General features: G+C 72.5%; 14 protein-coding genes and 1 tRNA gene. 4 read left to right on the top strand and 11 right to left on the bottom strand.

The window, feature by feature from the left end; genetic code table 11:
- Positions 1-38: 38 nt before the first annotated feature.
- Genes BLU42_RS06200 through BLU42_RS06220 form a run of 5 tightly spaced genes read right to left on the bottom strand, consistent with a single transcriptional unit; the run spans position 39 to position 4,166 of the window.
- Positions 39-812 carry a PIG-L deacetylase family protein gene (locus tag BLU42_RS06200; protein ID WP_091079591.1) on the bottom strand — a complete coding sequence of 258 codons (774 nt, stop codon included), beginning with the start codon at positions 810-812 and terminating at the stop codon, positions 39-41.
- A gap of 31 nt (positions 813-843) precedes the next feature.
- Complete coding sequence (locus BLU42_RS06205; protein WP_091073710.1) at positions 844-1,563, bottom strand: SDR family oxidoreductase; 720 nt, start codon at positions 1,561-1,563, stop codon at positions 844-846.
- A complete protein-coding gene (locus BLU42_RS06210; protein ID WP_091073711.1) occupies positions 1,560-2,348 on the bottom strand; it encodes an SDR family NAD(P)-dependent oxidoreductase in 789 nt (262 codons plus the stop codon). The genes BLU42_RS06205 and BLU42_RS06210 overlap by 4 nt, the downstream gene beginning before the upstream one ends.
- 1 nt (position 2,349) lies before the next feature.
- On the bottom strand, positions 2,350-3,540 hold the full coding sequence (locus tag BLU42_RS06215) for a lycopene cyclase family protein (RefSeq protein ID WP_091073712.1): 1,191 nt from the start codon (positions 3,538-3,540) through the stop codon (positions 2,350-2,352).
- 32 nt (positions 3,541-3,572) lie between these two features.
- Positions 3,573-4,166 (bottom strand): hypothetical protein, encoded by a 594-nt coding sequence (locus BLU42_RS06220; protein ID WP_091073713.1) that lies wholly within the window; start codon positions 4,164-4,166, stop codon positions 3,573-3,575.
- Between the two features lie 198 nt (positions 4,167-4,364).
- On the opposite strand from BLU42_RS06220, the gene BLU42_RS06225 reads away from it, so the two are divergent.
- Entirely contained in the window at positions 4,365-5,507 is a 1,143-nt protein-coding gene (locus BLU42_RS06225) for a CDP-glycerol glycerophosphotransferase family protein (RefSeq protein ID WP_091073714.1), read from the top strand.
- Between the two features lie 44 nt (positions 5,508-5,551).
- Positions 5,552-8,980, top strand: coding sequence for a DEAD/DEAH box helicase (locus tag BLU42_RS06230; RefSeq protein ID WP_091073715.1), 3,429 nt, complete (start codon positions 5,552-5,554; stop codon positions 8,978-8,980).
- Between the two features lie 29 nt (positions 8,981-9,009).
- Here BLU42_RS06230 and BLU42_RS06235 read toward each other — a convergent pair whose 3' ends face one another.
- A complete protein-coding gene (locus tag BLU42_RS06235) occupies positions 9,010-9,870 on the bottom strand; it encodes an NAD-dependent epimerase/dehydratase family protein (RefSeq protein ID WP_091073716.1) in 861 nt (286 codons plus the stop codon).
- A 114-nt stretch (positions 9,871-9,984) separates the two neighbouring features.
- Between BLU42_RS06235 and BLU42_RS06240 the strand changes: the two genes are divergently transcribed.
- Positions 9,985-11,130: an alpha/beta hydrolase gene (locus BLU42_RS06240; RefSeq protein ID WP_091073717.1), complete on the top strand. Its 1,146-nt coding sequence runs from the start codon at positions 9,985-9,987 to the stop codon at positions 11,128-11,130.
- An 82-nt stretch (positions 11,131-11,212) separates the two neighbouring features.
- On the opposite strand, the gene BLU42_RS20510 is transcribed toward BLU42_RS06240, so the two are convergent.
- Positions 11,213-11,306: transfer RNA gene (locus BLU42_RS20510), tRNA-Ser, on the bottom strand.
- A gap of 838 nt (positions 11,307-12,144) precedes the next feature.
- Between BLU42_RS20510 and BLU42_RS06245 the strand changes: the two genes are divergently transcribed.
- A protein-coding gene (locus BLU42_RS06245) for an IS3 family transposase (RefSeq protein WP_172825759.1) occupies positions 12,145-13,316 on the top strand; the annotation gives its coding sequence in 2 pieces (ribosomal slippage) (positions 12,145-12,423 and positions 12,426-13,316; 1,170 coding nt in all).
- A 306-nt stretch (positions 13,317-13,622) separates the two neighbouring features.
- On the opposite strand, the gene BLU42_RS06250 is transcribed toward BLU42_RS06245, so the two are convergent.
- The 4 genes from BLU42_RS06250 to BLU42_RS06265 form a co-directional block, all read right to left on the bottom strand.
- Positions 13,623-14,228: a hypothetical protein gene (locus tag BLU42_RS06250; protein ID WP_157719848.1), complete on the bottom strand. Its 606-nt coding sequence runs from the start codon at positions 14,226-14,228 to the stop codon at positions 13,623-13,625.
- Between the two features lie 683 nt (positions 14,229-14,911).
- Entirely contained in the window at positions 14,912-16,708 is a 1,797-nt protein-coding gene (locus tag BLU42_RS06255; protein ID WP_091073720.1) for a hypothetical protein, read from the bottom strand.
- A 2-nt stretch (positions 16,709-16,710) separates the two neighbouring features.
- On the bottom strand, positions 16,711-20,481 hold the full coding sequence (locus BLU42_RS06260; protein WP_091073721.1) for a helicase-related protein: 3,771 nt from the start codon (positions 20,479-20,481) through the stop codon (positions 16,711-16,713).
- Positions 20,478-22,919, bottom strand: coding sequence for a DISARM anti-phage system protein DrmE domain-containing protein (locus tag BLU42_RS06265; protein WP_157719850.1), 2,442 nt, complete (start codon positions 22,917-22,919; stop codon positions 20,478-20,480). The genes BLU42_RS06260 and BLU42_RS06265 overlap by 4 nt, the downstream gene beginning before the upstream one ends.
- Between the last annotated feature and the right edge of the window lie 173 nt (positions 22,920-23,092).

Genomic DNA, 23,092 nt, shown 5'->3' on the forward strand with positions numbered 1-23,092 from the left:
GGGCAGGCCAAGCCCATACGCAGGCTCAGTGAACGGCCTCAGTTGATGCGCGTCACCGCGAAGACCTCGGCCAGGCGACCGGCGGGCAGCCCGGCGCGCTCGGCGTTCGCCGAGTTCCAGCCGCGCAGCATCTCCTCGAGCCCGTCGCCGAGGTGCCCGGTCTGCGAGGCGTGCGCGCCCAGCGCGGCGAGCTTGCGGTCGAAGCGGTCGGTGATGTCAACGACGTGCTGGCTGTCCTCGTGCGCCATCAGCCAGAGCTCGACGACCTTCCACGGCTCGAGGCCCTCGTCGAGGAGCTCGGGCCAGGCGAAGCGGTTCTCCGAGGCCGGGTAGACCGCCCGGACCGTCGCCTCGCCGGCGGCGAGGTGGTCGGGGTGCGAGGCCTGGAGGCGCTGCAGCATCCGGACCGGCGACTGGCACAGCACGCGGCGCGGGCGCACGTCGCGCAGCACCCGGACGATCTGGCGCTGCAGCTCCCAGGTCGGCTCGAGCCACCCGTCGCCGAAGCCGTCGAGGAAGCGCACGTCGGTGACGCCGAGCTCGGCCGAGGCCGCGCGCTGCTCCCGCTCGCGCAGCAGCGGCATCTCCTCGCGAGGGGTGTCGTCGAAGCCGCCCTGGTCGCCGCGGGTGCACAGCAGCAGCGTCACCTCGACGCCCGCCGCGACCCAGCCGGCCACCGTCCCGGCCGCGCCGAAGTCGGCGTCGTCGGGGTGCGCGGCCACGACGAGGGCGCGCTCGACCTCCGCGTCCGGGAGCGGCTCCGCCCAGCCGAAGGGACTCCTCTGCGGTGCTCGCCCGCCCTGCTCCGTCACCGCCACAGGCTACGGCGGGCGGCGGGACGCCTCACGTCTGCGAGACGGGGCTCATCACCAGCTCGTCGATCCGTACGTGAGCGGGGGACTCGAGCACGAAGAGCACCGCCCGCGCGACGTCCTCGGCGCTCAGCATGACCTTGCGCGCGTCGGCGTCGGGCACGTTCGGGCGCATCCGCAGGAAGTCGGTGTCCACGTCTCCGGGGCAGAGGTGGCAGGCCCGGATGCCGTGGACCGCCTCAGCCGCGTTCAGGCTCTGGCACACCGCCGTCAGGCCGGTCTTGCTGGCCGAGTAGGCGACGCCGGCGCCGGGGGAGAAGCGCCACCCCGCGTACGAGGACACGACGACGACCTGGCCGCCCGCCTCGCGCAGGTCCGGCAGGACGGCGTCGACCGTGGCGACGACGCCGGTGAGGTTCGTCGCGACGACGGCGGCGAAGGTGGGGACGTCCTGGTCGGCCCAGACCCGCCGCGGCGTGTTCAGCCCGGCGGCGAGCACGAGGTCGTCGACCCGGCCCCACCGCTCGCGCACCGCGTCGCGGGCCGGTGCGACCGCGTCGGGGTCGGCGACGTCGAGGGGCACGACGAGCGCCTCGCCGCCGGCGTCGGTGACCAGCCGGGCGGTCTCGGCCAGCGCGTCGGGCCGGCGCCCGGACAGCGCGACCCGGCGGCCCTGCGCCCCGAGCGCGACCGCGGCGGCGCGGCCCATCCCGCTGCCGGCACCGGTGAGCCAGACGACGCGGCCGCTCATGCACCGGTCCCTCGGTCGGTCGCGCCGGCGCGCTCGTACGCACGCTGCGGCAGCTGGGTCGCGAGCTTGCCGCCGCTCACGTCGAGCAGCGTGCCCGTGACGTAGCGCGCCGCGTCGCTGGCCAGGAAGACCACGGCGTCGGCGACCTCCTGCGGCTCGCCCCAGCGCCGCAGCGTGAGGGTGTCGAGGAGGCGGTCCTGGGCGGCCTGCGGCATCTCGGCGAAGCCGTTCATCGCGGTCGGGACCATGCCCGGGGCGTACGCGTTGGCCGTGACGCCCCACGGCCCGAGCTCGCCGGCGAGGGTGCGGGTGAGCTGGACGACCGCGGCCTTGGAGGCGGCGTACGCCCCCGCGCCGACGCTCGGCACGATGGCGGCGAAGGACGCGGCGTTGACGATGCGCCCGCTGCGCTGCGCCTTCATCACCGGCGCGACGGCGCGGCACATCTTGAACACGCCGCCGACGTTCACGGCGAAGCAGCGGTCCCAGTCGTCGTCGGTGAGCTCCTCGATCGAGCCCTCGACGTTGATGCCGGCGTTGTTGACGAGGACGTCGACGCGCCCGAAGCGCTCGACGACGTCGGCGACCAGCGCGCGGGTGGCCTCGCCGTCGGTGACGTCGGCCGCCAGCCCGGCGCCGTCGGGCAGCCAGGCCACGGCCTCGGCCGTGAGGTCGACGCCCACGACCACCGAGCCCTCGCGCACGAACGTCTCGGCGATCACCCGCCCGATGCCGCGCCCCGCTCCGGTGACCAGCACCACCCTGTCGGTCAGGTCCAGCTCCACGTCAGGCTCCTCGTGCTCGGCGGGTGGTCCCGCTGTGACGGCCCCATCGTGGCAGGGCCGACCCGACCGCCACGGCGGTGAGCTGCGGCGGCAGCGTGCGGGCCATCCGCATCATCGCCGCGGCCGTTCCGATGGGGTCGGTGCGGTCGGAGAGGTAGGCGCGCTGCCGGTCGGGCGGCAGCGCGAAGAAGGCGGCGAAGAACTGCTCGACCCCTCCGTGCGGGAGCCGCAGCAGCGTGGTCAGCCCCATGTCGCGCAGCTGCTGGACCCGCCGGGCCCGCGCGGGCCACACGACCGACCAGACGTCGCGGCCCCCGGCGACCGCCTGGGCGACGTCCTCGGCCAGGCGCAGCGCGAGCGCGACGCTGTAGCCGGTCGCGGGGTGCATGAGCCCGGCGCGCGCGCCCAGCGCGACGGGCCGGTCGGGCGGTGCCTGCCGGGCGGGGCGCGACGCCCGCGGGTCGGGCTCGACGCTGAAGCGCACGCGCTCGACCCGCTCGGTCCCGTCGAGCACGACCCCGCGCGCGGCCAGGCGCCGCTCCAGGCGGCGCTGCAGCTCGCGGAGCCCGAGCGCCGGCCGCCCGACCAGGCAGGTCTCCTCGAGCAGCGTGGTCCGCTCGTCGAGCGGGACGGCGTAGAGGAAGGACGGCGGGGCCTCGACCCCGGCGCCGCCCTCGCCGCGCCAGTCGTCGCGCCAGTCCATGAACCACGGCCCGCCGGCCGGCGCGGCCCGCTCGTGGGGCAGCACGAGCCCGTACGCGGTCTGCGCGGCCCGCTCGGTGCTGACGCGCGAGCCGCGGGCGTCGAGGACGAGGTCGGCCTCGACCACCTCGCCGGTGCCGGTGCGCACCCGGTGGGCGTCGGCGTCGAGGACGGTCGCGTCGCGCACGTCGACGCCGCGCAGGTCCAGCGAGTCCTGCAGCCGCGAGGTGCTGAGCACGTCGTAGGTGCGCTCGAGCCGGTGCTCGCCACCGGCCCACGCCCGCGGGTGGGGTGTCCGGGTGGCGACCACCGACGCGGGCAGCCACGCGGGGAGCTCGTCGTCCCAGGCGGCGTACGTGGGCGTCCAGCGGCGGTGCGGGTTCGCGTCGACGGCGACGACGTCGACCCCGGCCGCGGCGAGGCGGTGCGCGACGGAGCGGCCGGCGGGGCCCAGTCCGAGCACGGCGACCTGGGTCCTGGTCGCCGTCACGGGACGTGAGTCTGCCAGGGCGGCGGGCGCGCTCAGAACGCGCTGTAGCTGTCGATCCGCCCCCGGGCACGCCAGCTGGCGACCAGCACGAGCACCCCGGCCGCCAGGCCCGGCACCCACGCGGGGCCGAGGCCGACCCCGACGTCGAGCCGCCCCAGCAGCACGCGGCCGACCAGCAGGGCGACGGGCGCCAGCACGAGCGGGTAGCCGGACAGGTGCAGGAACCACCACGCGAAGCGGTTGACCTCCTCGGTCAGCAGCGCCCAGCAGGTCAGGGCGGCCACGACCGTGCCGATCTGCTGCAGGCCGGGCCCGGCCGCGGCGAGGTTGAGGGCGAGGTCGTAGTCGGAGCGGACCGGCGGGCGGTAGCCGGGCAGGTAGGTCGGGTCGAGCCCGCCCAGCAGGCTCGCCGCGTCGAAGAGCCGGGGCCGGCCGGTGACCTGCTCGGAGGCGTCGTTCAGGTAGACCAGCGACACGTACGGCAGCACCGCCCCGAGGAGCAGCAGCACGAGGACGCCGGCCACCTGCAGGGCTCGTGCGCGGGTGACGACGAGGTTCCCGCGGCGCAGCAGGACGGGCTCGCGATCCGAACCCCGGTTCGGGTCCTGGGCGGGTCCGGCGCTCATCCGCCCACGATCCCACCGCTTCCCGCCGACACACCCGGTGGGGTGGACCGGCCCCGGGCCGGACGTCCTATCGTGGGCGATGCATCCGCTTGCACCCGGTTCGCGTCGTCGGGGACGACGCTCGAGGAGGGCCCCCGTGACAGGGCCTCCGGGGCGAGCGGCAGTGTGGGTTGCGCGCAAACGGGATACTTTGCGCCTATGAGCAGCGAGCGCAGCACGGTCACCGGGCCCTCCGAGCGCCGGACGATCGTCTACGACTCGTTCGGCGGTCGCTACAGCGACAACGCCCGTGCGCTCTACCGCTGGATGCGCGACCGCGTCCCGGCCGAGCACGTCTGGCTCGCCCACCCCGCGCACCAGGCGGCCTTCCCGCCCGGCGTGCGCACGGTGCCGTATGGCTCGCCCGCGTCGGTGGACGTGCTGGAGTCGGCCGACCTCGTGCTCGCCAACACCCACATCGAGATCGAGTGGACGAAGCGGCCCGGCGCGACCTACCTGCAGATGTGGCACGGGACGCCGCTCAAGACGGTGCACCGCGACGTCCGCTGGGCGCCCGAGGGGCGGCTGGACTGGCTCGACCTCGACGTCGACCGCTGGGACTACCTGCTCTCGCCGAGCCCCGCGAGCACGCCCCGGCTGCGCAGCGCCTTCCGCTGGGAGGGCGAGGTCCTCGAGCTGGGCTACCCCCGCAACGACGTGCTGCAGGCGCCGCGCGTCGACGAGGTGCGCGCGCGGGTCCGCGCCCAGCTCGGGCTCGCCCCCGACGAGACGGTCGTGCTGTACGCGCCCACCTTCCGCGACCGCTTCTTCGCCGACCCCTCGGCGCCGCCGCTCGAGCTGTCGCTCGACGTGCCCAAGCTCGCGGCCGACCTCGGGCCCGGCGTGCGGCTGCTGACCCGCGTGCACTACTTCATGACCGACCGGCTCGCGCCGATCGACGTGCCCGGGGTCGTGGACGTGTCCTGGCACCCCGACATCGCCGAGCTCTACGCCGCCGCCGACGTGCTCGTCACCGACTACTCCTCCTCGATGTTCGACTTCGCGGTCACCGGCAAGCCGCTGGTCTTCTACGCCTACGACCTGCCGACCTACCGCGACGTCGACCGCGGCTTCTACTTCGACCTCGAGCCGGTCGCGCCCGGCCCGGTCGTGACCACGCAGAACGCGCTGACCAAGGCGCTGCGCGACCTGCCCGGCGTGCGCCACGCCTACGCCAAGCGCTACCGCCGCTTCCAGCAGACGTACACGCCGCTGGACGACGGTCACGCGACCAAGCGGGTGGGCCGCTTCCTGCAGCGCGAGGTGCTCGCGCGGCGCGACGAGCTGCTCACCGGCGCCTGAGTCCTGTCGGAGGGTCCGCCTAGGTTGTGCGGCGTGAGGCGAGGGTGAGCGCGGTCGGGCTCGGCGACGTGCTCGCCCTGCTGCGCCGCGATGCCGCCTTCGACCCGGGGACGCGCCGTCGCGGGCAGGAGTACGCCGCGGAGGGCCGGGTCGGGCACCTCTCGCACGAGTGGGACGGCGGCTCGCTCTTCGCCTCCGGGCTCGTCTCCGGCACGGTCGGCTACCGCGCCTCGATCGTCGCCGAGCGCACCGGCCCGGCCCAGGTCGAGCTCCGGACCAGCTGCACCTGCCCGGTCGCCTTCGACTGCAAGCACGTCTTCGCCCTCGTCTGCGCGCTCACGGAGTCGATGACCTCGCCCGGGCGCCCCGACTGGCGCGCCGTCCTCGACGACGTGCTCGACGAGGTCGCGGCCCGCAGCGCCGACGCGCCGGAGCTGGTCCCGCTCGGCGTCGAGCTCGTCCTGCCCAAGGCGGCGCCCCGCAGCCGCTGGGGCCCGGCGCAGCCGTCGCTGCGGCTCTGGGTCCGCCCGGTCCGCGGCGGCCGGAACGGCCGGTGGGTCCGCAAGGGCGCCGAGTGGTCGCGGATCGGGAACGACCCGTACGCCCCGGCCTGGAGCCGGGCCCCGGCGCCGCCCGAGGCCGACCCGCGGGACCTGGCCGTGCTGGCCGAGCTCAAGACCGCGCTGCTCGGCCCCCGGAGCCACCTCGGCTCGAGCGGCGACGCCCTCGACCTGCACACCGCCGGCGCGGGCGTGTGGCCCGCGCTGCGGCACGCCGTCGAGCGCGGGATGCCGCTCGTCGCCTCCGAGCCCGAGGTCGGGGTCCGGCTCGCGACGGGTGCCGCCGAGGTCGGGGTCGACGTGCGCCGTGACGACGGCGAGGTGGTCGTCAGCGCCGGCCTCGTCGTCGAGGAGCGTGCGTACGTGGCGTCCGACGTGGCGCTGGTGGGCGAGCCGCCGCACGGCGTCGTCGTCCGGCAGCGGACGGGGGAGACGACGACGGGGCTGGTCCTTGCCCCGCTCGGGGCACCGGTGCCCTCCTCGGTCCGGGCCTGGCTCGGGACCGGGCAGGACCTCCGCGTGGCCGCCGACGCCGCCCCCGAGCTCGTGGGGGAGTACCTCCCGGCCCTCGCGGCCTCCGTCGCCGTGACGTCGCGGGACGGTTCGGTGGACATCCCCGGGCCGGCCGTGGTCACGCTGCGCGGCGAGGTCACCTGGGACGACGACGGCCTGGTCGAGCTCGCGTGGCGCTGGCTCTACCGCCGCGGCGACGACGCCCAGCAGTTCGCGGTGGACGAGGGACCCGACTCCGTCCGCGGCTGGCGCGACCGCGCCGCCGAGGCCGCGCTCGTCGAGCGGCTGCACACCGACGACGAGCTGGACGCGCTGCTCGGCCTGGGCCTGCGCGGCCCCGGCACGCTGAGCGCGGGGGTGCGGCTGCGCGGCGCCGAGGCGATGCACTTCGCCCAGCGCGACCTGCCCCGGCTGCGGGCGCACCCCGACGTCGAGATCCTCACCAACGGCGCGCCGCCGCAGTTCCGCGAGGTGACGGGCGTGCCGCAGGTGCAGTTCCACCCGCGCGGCGCGGCCGAGCGCAAGGACCGCACCGACTGGCTCGACCTCGAGGTCCTCGTGTCGGTCGAGGACGACGAGCTGGGCACGGTGTGGCTCGGGCTGCCGACCGTGCTGACCGCGCTCGCCACGGGCCAGACCGTGGTGATGCTGCACAAGAACGCGTACGTGGACCTCGACCGGCCCGAGCTCGACCGCCTCGCCCGGCTCGTCACCGAGGCGCGGGCCTTCTCCGACCGGCGCTCGGCCCGGCGGCGGGCCCGCGACGCCGACGACGGCGAGGCCGACCAGGAGCTCGGCGACGACGTCGTGCGGCTCAACCGCCAGGCGCACGGGCTGCTGGCCGAGGTGGACGAGATCGGCGCGACGCAGGGCCAGCTGCGCGAGTGGGCCGCGGCGTCAGGCGCGCTGCGGCGGCTGGCCCGGAGCGAGGCGGAGCTGCCCACCGAACCGCTGCCCGACGGCCTGCGGGCGACCCTGCGTCCCTACCAGCACGACGGCTACCAGTGGCTCACCTTCCTGCGTCGTCACGGGCTCGGTGGTGTCCTCGCCGACGACATGGGCCTGGGCAAGACCGTGCAGACCCTGGCGATGATCGCCCGCGCCCGCGAGGAGACGAACGGCGCGAGCGGGGACGCAGCGCCGCGCCCGCCCTTCCTCGTGGTCGTGCCGTCCAGCGTCGTCGGCACCTGGGTGTCCGAGGCGGAGCGCTTCACGCCGGGGCTGCGGGTCGTGAGCGTCACCAGCTCGGCGACGGGGCGAGGGTTCTCGGTCGGCTCCCTCGCCGACCACCCCACCCCTCCGGACGTGGTCGTCACCACCTACACGCTGCTGCGGCTGGAGGCGGACGCGTACGCGGCCGTGCGCTGGTCCGGGCTGGTGCTCGACGAGGCGCAGGCGGTGAAGAACCACCGCAGCAAGACCTGGGCGGCGCTGCGCGACGTGGAGGCGGACTGCCGCTTCGCCATCACGGGCACGCCGCTGGAGAACAACCTGATGGAGCTGTGGTCGATCCTGTCGCTGGCGGCGCCGGGGCTGTTCCCGTACGCCGAGGCGTTCCGCACGACGGTGGCGCAGCCGATCGAGCAGCAGGCCGACCCCGACGCCCTCCCGGCCCTGCTGCGGAAGATCAAGCCGGTCGTGCTGCGGCGGACGAAGGAGCTCGTCGCCGCCGAGCTGCCGCCCAAGCAGGTGCAGGTCGTCGAGGTGGAGCTGTCGGCGCAGCACCGCCGCGTCTACGACACGCACCTGGCGCGGGAGCGGCAGCGGCTGCTCAAGCTCCTCGACGACCCCGACGGGCTCGAGCAGAACCGCATCACGATCCTCGCCTCGCTCACCCGGCTCCGGCAGCTCGCGCTCGACCCCGCCCTGGTCGACCCGGTGCACGAGGGCGTCGGGTCGGCCAAGCTCGACGAGCTGGTCGAGCGCCTCAACGAGCTCGCGGCGGAGGGGCACCGGGCGCTGGTGTTCAGCCAGTTCACGCGCTTCCTGGCCCGGCTGCGCCACCGCCTGGACGAGCGCGGGACCCCGTACGCCTACCTGGACGGCAGCACGACGCGGCGCAGCGAGGTCGTCGAGGACTTCCGGCGGGGGAGCGCGCCGGTGTTCCTGATCAGCCTCAAGGCCGGCGGCGTCGGGCTCAACCTCACCGAGGCCGACTACGTCTTCGTCCTCGACCCCTGGTGGAACCCGGCCGTCGAGGCCCAGGCGATCGACCGCACCCACCGCATCGGCCAGACCCGTCCGGTCAACGTCTACCGGCTGGTGAGCGCGGGCACCGTCGAGCAGAAGGTCGTCGAGCTGTCGGCCCGCAAGGCGGCCCTCTTCGCGAGCGTGCTCGACGGCGAGGTCGCGCTCGGCACCACGGTCACCGCCCGCGACCTCGCCGCGCTCGTCGAGTAGGCCGGGTCCCTCCTCCTGCTCAGCCTCGGTCAGCCCTCGTCGAGGGCGTCGTGCCAGGAGTGGCTCGGCGTCCAGCCGAAGAGCTCGCGCATCCTCGTGCAGTCGAAGGCCGATGCGTGGTCGTCGTGGTCGGGCGCGACGCGGTCGTAGCCGTCGTAGTGCTCGGCCATCAGCTCGCGCAAGCCGCGCCGGGCCCGGGTGTCGGCCGCCGCGACCAGGCAGACCTCGTGCCCGGTGCTGCTGCCCTCGAGGGCCGCGCGGTAGGCGGTGCCGACGTCGCGGGCGTCGACGTAGCTCCAGAAGTTCGCGCTGGACAGGCTCGGGTCGTCCCACTCGTCGCGGAACCGCGCGTAGCCGTCCGGGTCGATCACGTTGTTGATCCGCAGCCCCACCCACGCCGTCGAGGGGCTCGCGAGGACCAGCGAGTCCGCGACCACCTCGCTGATGTACTTGCTGAGGGCGTACGCGTTGGGCGACGGCCGGCGCTCGGACTCGTCGAACGGGATCCGCTCCGGCACGACTCCGTCGGTGAGCAGCCCGGTCGCCATCTCGCTCGAGGCGTAGACGACGCGGGGAACCCGCAGGTCGCCGGCCGCCTGCAGCAGGTTGTGCGCGCTGACGACGTTGTTGTCGAAGACGCTGACGCGGGGGTGGCCGGTCGGGGAGGGGTTGGCCGCGAGGTGCGCCACGCCGTCGGGACGGTACTGGGCCAGCGCGTCGTACACCTGCCCCGCGTCGGTCAGGTCGACCTGGCAGAACTCGCCGGGCAGCGCGAGCGCGGCCGGCGGCGGCGCCAGGTCGAGGTTCACGACCTCGTGCCCCGCCCCGGCGAGGTCGCGCACGACCCAGCGTCCCGCACGTCCGTTGCCACCGGTCACGACGACTCTCATGGTCGCGACCCTGGCACACCGGGCGGCCCGTGCTTGGCGCGTGCTCAGCGGGGAGCCCCACGCTCTGCTCGTCCCCGGGGCGCCCGGCGACCGCAGGTGAGGAGCAGAGGACCGATGAGCCTGATCAGCTGGCAGTTCCCGACCCTGGTCGGGGTGGTGACGCTGATCGCCTTCGTCGGCCTGCTCGTGCTGTGGCCGCGGCTCGCGCGCAACGGCGTCGGGGCCGTCGCGGGACGGATCGGGCTGGTGCTGCTGGTGAACGTGCTGGTGGTGCTGCTGGCCGGCGTGCTCCTGAACCGCCAGTTCCTCTTCTACGCGAGCTGGACCGACCTGGCCAACAGCTTCGGCGCGACGCCGAAGCAGGCGTCGATCGACAAGGGCGGCAACGCGGCCGGGGCGGCCGCGGTCCGGCTGCCCGCGCGCCAGGGCCGCTCGATCACCGCGACACCGCCACGGCAGCTGCCGGCGCTGCCGGGCCCCGGCTCGCGCTTTACCTACACGGTCAAGGGCCGGGACAGCGGGATCACCAGCACGGTGGTCGTCCAGCTGCCGCCCGGCTACGACCCGGGCTCCGGCCGGCGCTACCCGGTGCTGGAGACCTTCCAGGGCTACCCGGGCCAGCCGACCCAGTGGCTCGACGTCCTCCACCTCGACCAGGCGGTCGACCAGGCGTCCGCGAGCGGTGCGCTGGTCGCACCGATCATCGTGTCCCCGCAGACGGAGGTGCCGGTCGGCGTGGACTCCGAGTGCGTCGACGGCGGCGGGAGCAACCCGAAGGTCGAGACGTGGCTGACCACCGACGTGCCCAACTGGGTGGTGACGCACTTCGCGGTGCGGACCGACCGGCAGTCCTGGGCGACGATCGGGCTGTCGGCGGGCGGCTGGTGCGCGGCGATGGCCGCGATGCGGCACCCCGGGACCTACGCGGCCGCCGTCGTCATGGCCGGCTACTTCACGCCCTGGTTCGGCCCGTACTACCGCCCGTTCGAGCCGCGGAGCGCGCTGGGCCGGGAGTACGACCTGCTCAGGCTGGCGCGCAAGGACCCGCCGCCGGTGGCGATCTGGCTGGAGACCTCGCACGCCGACCGGGACTCCTACTCGACGTCGGCGGTGTTCCTGCGCGACGTGCGCCGTCCCACGGCGGTCAGCGCGACCGTCCTGCAGAACGCGGGGCACCGGATGAGCGTCTGGGTGGCCGAGCTGCCGGGGGCGCTGACCTGGCTCGGGCGCGACGTGCCGGGCTTCAGGCCGGGCGGGTAGGACGAGCGTCACACCGTCGCGTCCCCGCCGAGCCCGGGGACGACGAAGGCCCCCGGAGGATCTCCGGGGGCCTTCGTGCTCGTGGGCGATACTGGGATCGAACCAGTGACCTCTTCCGTGTCAGGGAATAGCCCGCGGCACCCGCCGCGGCGTGGCCGGCAGACCAGCAATCGCTCTTCAGTCGGAAGCGCAATGTTGAACGACATGCTTTGGACAGGGCGACCAGCAATCCGACCAGCAACCAGCGCTTAGCGTTTGAGCGATTGCTAGCGCCTTGCGGCCGCGCAGACACTGACGGCACGATTCGCGGTCTTTAGCACTCGCACGATCTAGCGGGGAAACCCGTCCGCGCAGTAGATCGTCATCCGCGCAGTCGGGAGTCCTGCAGCGGCCGGGTGCAACCCGTGTCCCATGTCGGAAGTGGCGGTCGGCCGCTCGATGTCGGTCCCCGTTAGCGGGTGTGAGGCGCGCATTGGCGGGCGGTTAGATGAGCAGAAGAGCTCGCGCGGTAGCCGAAGCGGCGCTTGCAGCCGACCGACGCCGCGAGGTCCTTCGCTGACTGGAGAGCACTGGCTTGGCGCCACCGACGTCGACGGGTGCGGGGGTGAGCGGGCTGAAAACGGGTCTGGCGCCGCCCGGCAGCGTGAGCCGGGGCCGGCCGATGAACTGATCTCGCACCCGAGGAAGGCGCCCGAACGGTTGAAAACGTGTTCGGTGGGCGGACGGGTGCGACGGTGGGGTCAGGCTCGGTGACGGGCTCGACTGAGACCACGCTGCTGGCCCTGCGTGATGTTTAGCGGAGCACCTCGAGGTCGAGATGTCGGACGCGGACCAGCAACAGCGCGGCGCAACACAGTCGGTCGGGCGGTCCGGGTCCACCGAACCTACGGCTAGATGTACCGGGTCATGAGGTTGGTGACCGGGACTGCTGCACGAGTAGGTGACGGGACTGCTGCACGAGTAGGTGACATCTGATCTGTGGTGCCGGAAGGCGCCGCTGGAAGGATGTTGCTCGTGCCCAGACCGCACCCTCAGGAGTTCCGCGACGATGTCGTGGCGGTGGCTCGTCGTGGTGATGCCCCGCTGGCCCAGGTCGCGAAGGACTTCGGCATCAGCGAGTCGTGCCTGCGCAACTGGCTGCGCCGTGCTGATGTCGACGACGGCCACCGGCCGGGGACGACGTCGCAGGAGTCGGCCGAGATCCGCGACCTGCGGCGCCGACTGCGCCTGGTCGAGCAGGAGAACGAGGTCCTGCGCCGAGCGGCGGCCTACCTGTCGCAGGCGAACCTGCCGGGAAAATGATGTACCCGCTCGTGCGTGAGCTCGCCGGCGACGGGATCCCCGTCGCGGTGACGTGCCGGGTCCTCAAGCTCGCCCGTCAGCCCTACTACCGCTGGCTTAGCCGTCCGGTCAGCGACACGGATCTCGCCGAGGCCTACCTGGCCGACGCACTGTTCGACGCCCACCGCGACGACCCCGAGTTCGGTTACCGCCTCCTCGCCGACGAAGCCCGCGCCGCGGGTCAGCAGGGCTGCGACCGGCGGGTCTGGCGGATCTGCAACCGGCAGGGCTGGTGGAGCTCGTTCGGCCGCCGCGGCAGGCGCGGCAAGGGCGGGCGTCCTGGTCCTCCGGCTCACGACGACAAGGTGAAGCGCGACTTCACCGCGTCGGCGCCGAACCGGCTGTGGCTGACCGACATCACCGAGCACCCGACCGGTAAGGGCAAGCTCTACCTCTGCGCGGTCAAGGACGTCTTCTCCGGACGGATCGTGGGCTACTCGATCAGCGACCGGATGAAGGCGCGGCTCGCGGTCGACGCTGTCGCCAGCGCCGTCGCCCGACGCGGCGGCAGCTCTGTTGTCGCAGGCTGCGTGATCCACAGCGACCGCGGCTCGCAGTTCCGCTCGAGGAAGTTTCTCACCGAGCTACGCCGCCACGACCTGGTCGGATCGATGGGCCAGGTCGGCGCCGCCGGCGACAACGCCGCCATGGAGTCGTTCTTCGCGCTGCTGCAGAACAACGTCCTCGACGGGCGCCGCTGGGCCACCCGCCACGAGCTGCGCATCGCCATCGTGACCTGGATCGAACGGACCTACCACCGCCGACGGCGTCAGGTCCGTCTCGGTCGATTGACCCCGATCGAGTACGAAGCCATGATGATCAAACCCCAGGCCCTCGCCGCCTGAACTCGACTGTCACCTACTCGTGCAGCAGTCCCCTCCTAAGCACCAGCCCGTGTTGTGGAGGGGCACGGCGGTCGCCCAAACGTCAGGGTCGCAGACCGACTCTCGCGCTCCAATGGTCCCCAGCACTGTAAAGCGGATTCTCCGACTTGATGTCCCTCGAATACTCAGCTCCAGCAAACCCCGACTCAGCGTTCGCACGTCGCGCTGATCCGCAGGCAACAGCTTCCGCTGCGTTGAAAGCGCAGTGATGCGCCGTGACCGCTTCAGGTGCGCGTGATGTTCGGCTCTAACAAGCTGGCCGGGTGATCAGTACGTGACCAACTTCGCTGCCTGGGCGATGCTGATGGCGTCCTCCTTGCCCCCGTCGGGGACGTTGCTGACGACGAACTGGTAGATCGTCGACCGGTCGTCGCCGTGCTCCTTGAGTACAGACACGTTCGCAGGGCCGCCGGACTCCGTCGAGACGAACGCGTCGTCGCCGAGGTCGTCGACGTCCTCGATGTTGTCACCGACACCTTCCGACGACTGGCGGTCGGAGTGCAGGGTGTGGCGTGTGCTCGGCCTGACGAAGGTGAAGACCTCGGGGACGCTGTCGCGCTGCGCCATGGGGACGGCGGGGTCCTGCCAGTAGCACTGGGCCTCCCCAGTGGTGGGGACGGTCCACGAGTAGACGATGTCGGCGTTCGGCACGACCTCGCGGATCGCCGACTCGACACCGAGCGAGCGGCAGGCAGCGTCGGCCTTCTGGTCGTGCGACGCCTGGTCGGCCGGGTCGTTGCTCGTCGGCTGGTTCCCCGCCTGCGTGGTGGGTCCGTCACCGGGAGCGCTGCTCGATGGGTCCGGGAACGTCGTCGGCCCGCTGAATCCCGAGTCGGCAGGCGCTCCGCACCCGGCGGTCAGCACCGTCAACATCAGCACTGCAGCGGCCGCTGCGGCTCGACTAGTACGCATCTGTCTGACCCCCGGATCAGCAGCGGGCGAAGCCCGGGCAGCCCGCCCCCAGGCCGCCGGCCGTCACAGTAGCCGAGTCGCCGCGCTGAGGGCGCTGTGCGCTCAGTCTGGTCTCGGCGTTGGTGGGGGCACCGTCGCCTCCTCCGCTTGGGGCGAAGCCGCACGCGGTTGTCGCAACTAGCCCATGTAGTGGCGACGCCCAAGGACCAGGAGGTGGACCTGCCCGGCGTGAGGTTGGAGGTCGGGTGCCTCAAAAAGCTCCATAGAACGCTGAACCTGCAGCAGTCCCTTCCAGGTGGATCGGCGAGACCTGGCAGCACGGTTGAGGATGCCGACGACTGGCGTCGAAGTCGACGAATCGGTTGAGGAGGCGGGTGGCGACCGCTAACGACGCCGGCGGCTGTCAGGTCGGACGCCATTCGTCTAGTGGGACGGCACAGCCGGTTCTTCGCCCCTGCTGGTCGCGGAGGGATCGCCAGTCAGCAAGCAGCTGCAAAGAGTCGCTACTGCTAAATAGCCGCTGCCGGTTGAGGCCGGGATCGCTACGTACGTCATCGTGACCCTTCCACTGGTCGTGGCCGAGAACTGACGCACGCACCGGCAGCTCGGCCTTCGGGCTGCCCGGGTGTCCTGTCACGTGCCGCTCAGATGGCGGCCAGCACACCCCGGTGCTGGAAGAACGAGCTGAGCACCCTCCGGTCGAGGTCGGCGTTGAACTCCGGGCACCCGAACGTGATGAAGGTGCACCGTTCGCACGCGCGCGGGTTCTCCTGGTAGCACAGCGGGTCGTTCTCGCAGCGGACCGACCGCGTGACCACCCCCGACAGCCACGCTGCCGCGCGGGACGACAGCAGCGTCCACAGGGCGCCGAGGGTGAACTCCTTCAGCGAGTTCGCGTACACGGCGAACGTGAGCGTCTCCGGGACCAGCCACTCCGCCAGGCTCGACTCGGAGAACCCGACCTGGCCGTCGTCGAGGCCGAGCAGCATCAGGTGGCTGAGCGTGTGGACGAGCGCAGTCACCGTCGCGGCCGGCACCGGGTCCGCGTCGGCGATGGCGAACACCTCGAGCAGCTTGCGCTTCGCGTCCTCCTCGGTCGCCGGCAGCGACGCCAGCTCGCCGCGGGAGACGAGGAAGTCGCACACGGCGAGCGCGTCCAGGGTGACCAGCACCGCTTCGGTCTCCGTCTCGACCGCGTACACCGGGTGCTTGCCCTCGTGGTGCGCCTGGTGGCGGAACCCGCGCAGGTTGGAGTCGCCGGGCACCGGCGACTCGCGCGTGTAGCCGAAGACGACCTTGGCGATGGGGAACTCCCACGACACCGCGACCTCCGCCAGCCCCATCGTCTTCGCCAGCGTCTCGGCCTTGTCGAGGACCTGGACGACGGCGGGGTCGTTGCGTGCGGCCGCTGAGGCACGCTGGTCGGCGAGGGTGAAGCGCTGCACCTCGTTCGGGTCGTACACGGCGGCCCGTTCGTAGACCTGACGCCGCCCGGCGACCGTGTCGAGGACGGCCTGCGAGACGTCGACGGCCGCCAGGCCCGAGTCGGCAGGACCGCTGCTCGCGCGGAGCACGGCAATCTCGGAGTCGCCGAGTCCCATCTCGCGGTACATGGCTTCCTTCGCAGCCCACTCGGCCGGGCTGCTCCTGGTCCCACCCGACGACGCGTTCGCCTGCGTGATGCCTTCGCGGATGGAGGAGATGAGCCCGAGGTGGTGCGCGAGCGCGATCTGGGCGCGTGACGGGTGCTTCTGGTAGTCCTGGAAGACCGACGAGTCGATGTTGACCAGGTCGATGTAGTGCGGGGTGTACGCGCGGCTGTCGTCGAGGGTGTGTGCGCGCATCCGCACGACGCCGTCGGCGCCGGGGTAGCGCTCGCAGGTGCACGGGGACTGGTTCGTCTGGCGCACGACGGCGTTGTTGCACCCCTGGCCGCGGCAGCGCCACGTCGCGGTGGTGAAGCTGCCGGTGTCGTCGAACGTGATGTGGTCCCACCCGTGCGTGGAGCACTTGGCGACGAACAGCGGCTGCGTGCGCCCGCAGTTGTGCGCGTTGTAGAACCGCAGCTGGCGCAGCCCTCCCCCGCAGTGGCTGCACCGCGGGCTGCGGACGATGTCGCGGGCCTCGCGGAAGCTGCGGACCCGTCCGCAGGAGCGGCGGGTGCACTCGAACACCAGCGGGTAGACCTCCCAGCGCACCGTCTCCGGGCTGAGGATCGTGTACTCGCGGCGCCGGTCGACGGTCGGCAGCGGCAGGTCGAGGCGGGCGTCGTCGTCCCACATCTGCAGGTACGCCGAGATCTCCTCGTACACGACGGACTCGTTCAGCGCGCTGACGCGGGTGCCGTCGACGGTGGACACCTGACCGAACAGGCGGTCCTCGTGGCGGAACACCGCCTGCGGCAGGAACGAGAACAGGACCTGGCTTCGGCTGCGCTGCACAGCTATACCTCCTCGGCGATGGCGAACGCGGCCGAAACGTATGCCCCACGCAGCGCTTCGTAGGCATCAAGGCTCTTCTGGCCCACGGAGAACTCGGACGGGTTGTCGATGTCGCGGAAGTTCGTCAGCGGCGCCTGGTGGAACATCCGCACCGTCTGCCTCTCCTCGGCCGGCCGGTCGAGCGCTTTCGCTTCGACCTCGATCCACTCGCGCAGGGCGCGGGTCGCGAGCTCGGCCTCCATGCCCGGGTCGTTCACCCCGGCGACCGGGGTCGCGTAGCAGCGTTCCAGCCGGTCGCGGACAGCGGTCTCGATGTGGGTGCGGTGTGCGCGCCACCACTTGGAGAAGTCCTTCGACGAGCGGACCCCCTGCAGCGGCGCGTCGAAGGCGGGGTCGCGTGCGACGTCGTAAAACAGCGCCATCGCCATCCCCGGCAGCGTCCGGTTCGCGACGAACCAGGCGTACTTGTTCACCGGGACCGGGGTGACCATCTGGTCGAGGAAGCGGTGATAGCTGGGGAAGTTGGTGAACATGCTCCGCTCGCGGCGCGAGAACGGGTCGTAGACGGTCACGACCAGCCCTGCGTGGGTGCGCCCGGACCGGGCTGTCACCTGGATGTAGTCGGCAGCCGTCGTCGGCATCCCCGCCATGATGAGCATGTTCAGCCGGTCCAGGTCGACGCCGTGGCTGACGACGGACGTCCCGATGAGCGAACGCAGCCGCTGCGGGCGCGGCGTCGTCACCTTGTCGGTCTGGACCCGCTCGATCGCGTCCGACAGGTCCGGGATCGGCACCTGCCCGGTCAGCACGGCCCGGCTCAACCGCCCGAAGCCGTCGTTCTCGAGGTTGTCGGACAGCTGGCCGAGCTCCTCGTCGATCTTGGAGCCGTGCGTCTTCGAGTTGACGTAGCTGAGCGCGACCTCGTAGTCGAACAGCAGCCGGGCGGGGTCGACCCCGTCGGCGAGCTCGGCGCCGAAGCCGAGCTCGGCCAGCGGGTCGACCGCGTCGGGCAGGTGCGTGCTCGCCTCGAGCAGCTCGGCGGACACGATCGCGGCGACGTCGGCCTTGCGCCGGTAGTTGGGCAGGACCCCGACGAACGTGCGGCGCACGTCCGGCTTCGTCTGCACGTAGAACGAACGCTCGTCGCTGAACCCGGGGGAGGGGAACGCGCGCGGGTGGCGCCCGTACACCTGCCGCAGCTGGTCCTCGTACGCCTCGATCGTCGCCGACGCGGCCAGCACCTTCGTCGGCAGCGCGGACGGCCCGCCGCGCTGCAGCTCGGCGATGAGGCCTTCGTAGTGGCCGCCGAACGCGCCGAGCTCTTCGCGCAGCAGGTGCATCTCGTCCTGCACAGTGATCGCGGGAACGGGGTCCTTCGTCGGCGGCGCGAGAGGGTGCCCGCCCTTGTGGGGCGGGTGCAGGTCGGGCCCGACCAGGCAGGTCCCCTGCAGCGGGAACGAGTAGTAGCCGTGCTGCGGGCAGCGGAACCGGGGCCCGTGGTTGAACGCGGTGTACTCCCCGAACCAGGTGTAGCCGGTGAGCTTGTCGACGGTGGAGATGATGACGGCCGGCAGGTGCCGGTACACCTCCTCGTCGGTGATCCACACCGGCAGGACCCGCCCGCACGCGGTGCAGCGGTGGATGATCGCGACCGCCTCGATGTCCAGGTCGAGCACGATGGCCTTCGCCGAGCACCACGGGCAGGTCGTGATCAGCCGGTCGTTCATGTGCTGCTCGATGAACTCGTGACGCGCGTGCCGGCGGGCCTCGACCTCCCAGCCTCCCCACCACTCCTTGTCCCACTTCAGGGTGTTCGGGGTGTTGGACGAGCCGACCAGGTAGCCGAGCGCGAACGGGTCCGCGTCGGGCGCGCCGACGTGGCGCTTCACGCGCAGCTCCTCGGCGATGACGAGCACCTTCAGCACCCGCGTCAGCTGCTGGACCGACAGCATCCGCAAGGGGAAGCGCAGCCAGGAGGTGACGCCGCGGTCCTTGCCGCGGCTGCGGTCGTAGAACAGCGCGGTCACGATGAGGCCGAGGTACGCCTCCGTCTTCCCGCCGCCGGCGGGGAACCACAGCACGTCGACGTAGTCGAGCTCGGCTCGCATCTGGGCGTCGTCGATCTCTCGCGCGGCGAGCGCGGGCAGGTGGCTGACGATGTAGACGAGCTGGAACAGCCTCCACGTGTCGAAGCTCTTGCCGGAGTTCGCCTGGGCGAACGCCTCGTTGGCCAGCTGGAACGCCGCTCGAAGGCGCGGGTCGGCGGCCATCGCCTTGCGCCCGAGGGCGAAGCGGCGCACCTCGTCGGCGAACTGCGCGCGCTCGCGGTCGGCGGCGTCGTGGTGCGGCTGCCCGGCTGCGGCGTCGACAAAGGCGGCGAACTCGTCTGCGTAGGCGCTCATCGCGGCCTGCACCGAGTCGAGGATGGGGTCGGGATCGGCTGCGAGCTCAGACCATCGGGGCGCGAGGACGTGATCTTCGCGGGGCTCGAGGACCGGTTGGGCGTAGCGGGGCAGCGTCTGCGTCTGCAGGCCGCCGTCGCCGGTGGGCTCGGCGACGCAGCTGACGCCGCGCCCGACGACGTCAGCTGCGTCGGCCAGGCGGTAGTTGTTCGGCGCCAGCTCGAACCGCTGGGTGACGACGGTCGCGCCGGGCCCGGGGTGCACGGTGAGGTGGCAGTCGTAGGCGGCGAGGTCCTGCACGGGTCGCTCTTTCAGCAGGGTCTCGTTGCGCAGCGTGACGCTGACGAGGTACTCGTCGTCGCCGAGAGCCTGGGCGAAGACCTGCAGCACGATGTCGGGCACGACCGGCTTCCACGACCGGTCGAGGCGGACATCGAGCTCGGCGGCGAACGCCTCCTCGCTGTCGAGGGCGGACTCCGGGATCTGGTTGCGGCCCCTGCCCAGGAGGGGACGCATCGCGTCGGCCCGACCGTAGTGCGCCCAGATCAGCTCGGCCGCGTGCTGCTGCAGGTCGGAGTCGATGGTGACGACGTCACCGTTGAGGGGCAGCTCTGCGTGCAGCCCCGACGCGGCGACGTCGTGACGTTTCCACGCGCCGAGGATCCGCACCTTCTTGACCCGCTTGCGAGACGGCTTGAGCGCCGGGCCGTCCGCCGCGCCGGATGGGTCGCCGGCTTCGGATGCGGTAGGGGCCGCGCCGCCCTGCGCGGCCGCCGACGGGTCTGCGCCGGTGACGCCAGGCGCTTCTGTGCTCGCGCCCGTCTCGGCTGTGCCCGGGGTGGCGGTGGGCACCTCGCCGAGGCTGATGCGCTGGTAGCGGAGCGCGGCGACCCGTTCGAGGTACAGCGCGAACGACGCGTCGATGTTCAGCGGGACCGACGTGGCGCCCGGTTCAGCGCGCAGGCGGAACGTCAGGCCCAGGCTGGGGACCTCGCCGGACGGCTTGCGGACCAGCTGGGGCGGGATGGGCGCAGCTGGTTCGGAGTCGGTGTCTTCGTCCTGACCGGGGTGGTCGGCCTTGGACGCCTCGGTCGGCGGGGGCAGGATCACCCGGACCGGCTCGAGCACGCCGAGCAGCACGTTGCGTCTCGGCTCCCACGGCGGCGGGTGCTCCTGGTCGCCGCGGTCGGCGAGGCGGTCGGCGAGACGTTCGACGAGCCAGTCGACGACCTTGCTCTCCCGCTGGTTCGTTACCGACGCCTCGACCGGGCCGAGGTCGTCGCCGGCGATGTCGTGCCCGTCGGCGCTGGCCGCCTGCTCGTGCGCGGCTGCGACGTGGCCCGGTCCGCTGGACCTGGTCGAGGTGCTCATGCGGTCTTCTCCTGAAGTCGACGGGGGAACTCGGCGGAGGGCAGGACCCGCCGCAGGCGTGCAGCGTGAACGAGCGAGGCGGGTCCGACCGCGGCGACTTTGTGGGAGTCGAACTCCTCGACGACCTCGGAGACGTCGATGCCCCCGTACGCCTTCGACAGGGCCTCGAGCGCCGCCCCGGACGCTCCGGACGCGGCCTCCGACGTCGCGCGTGCCGCCAGCCGGCCGAGGTCGCGGCGCATGCCGCGGAGCTGCTCGGCCATCCGGCCCAGCCGTTGCCACTGCTCCTGGCCTGTCAGCTCGATGGAGTGGGTGAGCAGGCCGACGCGTCGGATGTCCTCGGGGTCGTCGGGCGCTATCGAGTCACCGCGCGACCAGGCCCGGCACGTGGCGCCGCTGGTCACCGAGCTCCCCATGCTCTGCATGCGCGTGACCACCCCGTCCCAGGTGCCGCTGATGTCGTGCAGCTGCAGCACAGCCCGGCGGAACCGGGAGAGCATCGTCTCGACCGCTCGGACGTCGACGTCTTGTCGAGAAGCCGCAAGGAGACGGTCGAACAGGCCCACACCCGTGTCGCCTCGGGGCAGGACGACCGACATGCCCGCCCGCAGATCGGTCGCGGGCGAAGTCGTGTACGCCTGGCCGACGATGACGTCGACCGTCGAGTCGGCTGCGAGCCAGCACATCGTCGTCCCGGGCACGAGGCGGACCGGCACGGCGAGCACCTCGCGTCCGGCGGCGGCGGCGTCTGTCGCCTCGTCCGCGCTGGGCGCCTCGTCGGGTGCGGCGCCGGCGACCGCCTTGTCGAACTCGGAGAACAGGGAGAGCAGGTCGAGCACCGGTACCTGGAGAGGCGTCACGTCGCTGCCGGCGCCGCGCTCATCCAGCGGCAGCGGACCCAGCAGCACCTTCGTCGGGCGGACCTCGATGCTGGGCAAGCCGTCGAGACGGAGCGCAGCTGTCGTGGCGCCGAGGTCGAGGTCCCAGCGGCGGGTCTGCTCGTCGAGGACGCGCTGCAGCCAGACGAGCTCGTCGGGGTCGCACACGACGACGCGTTCGTTCGCCTCGCCGCTGAACAGCGAGGTCCGACGGCGCGGCGCGGGGACTCCCAGGTGGATCTCGACGACCGGCTTCGCGGTCCACGCGAGCTTGGCGCTGTACGGCAGCAGACGCAGCGCTGCTTCGTCTGAGCCGCTGGCAAGCACGCCAGTGAGCTGGGGCCGCCGTGCAGTCAGGTCCATCGCGAGGGCGTGCGCCCCGGCCCGCGACGCCGTGCGGACGACGACGGGGACGCCTGGATGGGTCCGGGCGACCCGGTCGAGGACACCTTCGAGCATGTCGAGGCGCGGGTTGCGCTCCTCGAGCAGCTCGAGCAGCGTCAGCGCGTTCTGGCGCAGGTCGGCCCACCGGGTCTCCGCGAACCCCGACCACGCTCCGCGCAGGTCATTGCCATGGGTCTCGCGGATCATGCGCCCCAGGGTGGCCAGCGAGGGGGCCTGGGTCTCCGCGGCCGCGCACTCGTTGTACGAGCGGACCGTGCCCCACAATCCGGCGCACACGTTGAGCAGCGTCACGGCCTCGTCCACCCCGCGCGGCAGCTCGCGGCTGACCCTGCGAGCTGCGCGGACCCCAGCGAAGCAGCGGGTCCGGGCCGCGGTCAACGCGGGCGCGGTGTAGACCGCAGCAGTGGGACGCGCCTGCAGCGCGTTCAGCAGCGGGTTCGTCGACAGCGGGCCACACGCAGGCTCCTTGCCGAGCTCGTCGCGGACGTCGCGGACGAGCTGGGGAGCCCACGGCCACACCCGGAACGGCAGCCCGACCTTGGGCGGGACGCCGCCGATGTCGGCGAGCACGAGGACCCGGCCCGCCGTGTGGGCGCCCGCCCACTGCAGCGCACGGAGCAGGGTGTCGTCGGAGGCGAAGCCGGAGCGGTCGATGATGACGACCCCCGGCTTGACGCCCCTCAGCGTCGGCCAGCCGAGCGAGGTGTTCAGGTACAGCAGCCCGTTGCTCCAGCTGGTGGCCGGCGACACGACGCCCCCCAGGTCGACCACGGTGCCGTTCGCCCGGACCCGCCCGGCGGAGATCGCCTCCGACAGGCTCTCCGCGCCGATGCGGATTTTTCGCAGCCGCTCGGTCAGGTTCGTGTTGTAGCCGATCACGACGACCGGGCCGCGGAACCCGAGGCCGTCGAAGACGCCTTGGCGCTGCTCTCCGAGGCGGCGCAGCTGCAGGTAGACCCCGCACATCACGGCGACGTCGTGTCGGCCGCGCGGGAGCTCCATCCACAGCCGGCTGCCGGGCTCGGGCAGGGCTACGTCCAGCAGGCGCAGCAGGGCGTGATCGAGAGGTCCGAGCTCGACCGTAAGGCGCCCGTCCTTCAGCCGCCGCTTCCGCAGCCTCTCGAGCAGGTCGTCAGGATCCGTATCGGCAGGCACGAGGTCGTCCAGGTACGACACCACCGCCCCCTCTCGCGCTGATCTCGCACGCGGCGGCCCCCCACCGCGCGGTTCAGACGCGGGTCACCCTAACTGCGGGCACTGACAGCCGGGCTAAGTAGCGCCCGATGCCGGTCTGGCGCAGGCGCGCTCGAGCTAGCTGGGCGAGGTGT

This window comes from Microlunatus sagamiharensis, from assembly GCF_900105785.1.
GTDB classification, from domain to species: domain Bacteria; phylum Actinomycetota; class Actinomycetes; order Propionibacteriales; family Propionibacteriaceae; genus Microlunatus; species Microlunatus sagamiharensis.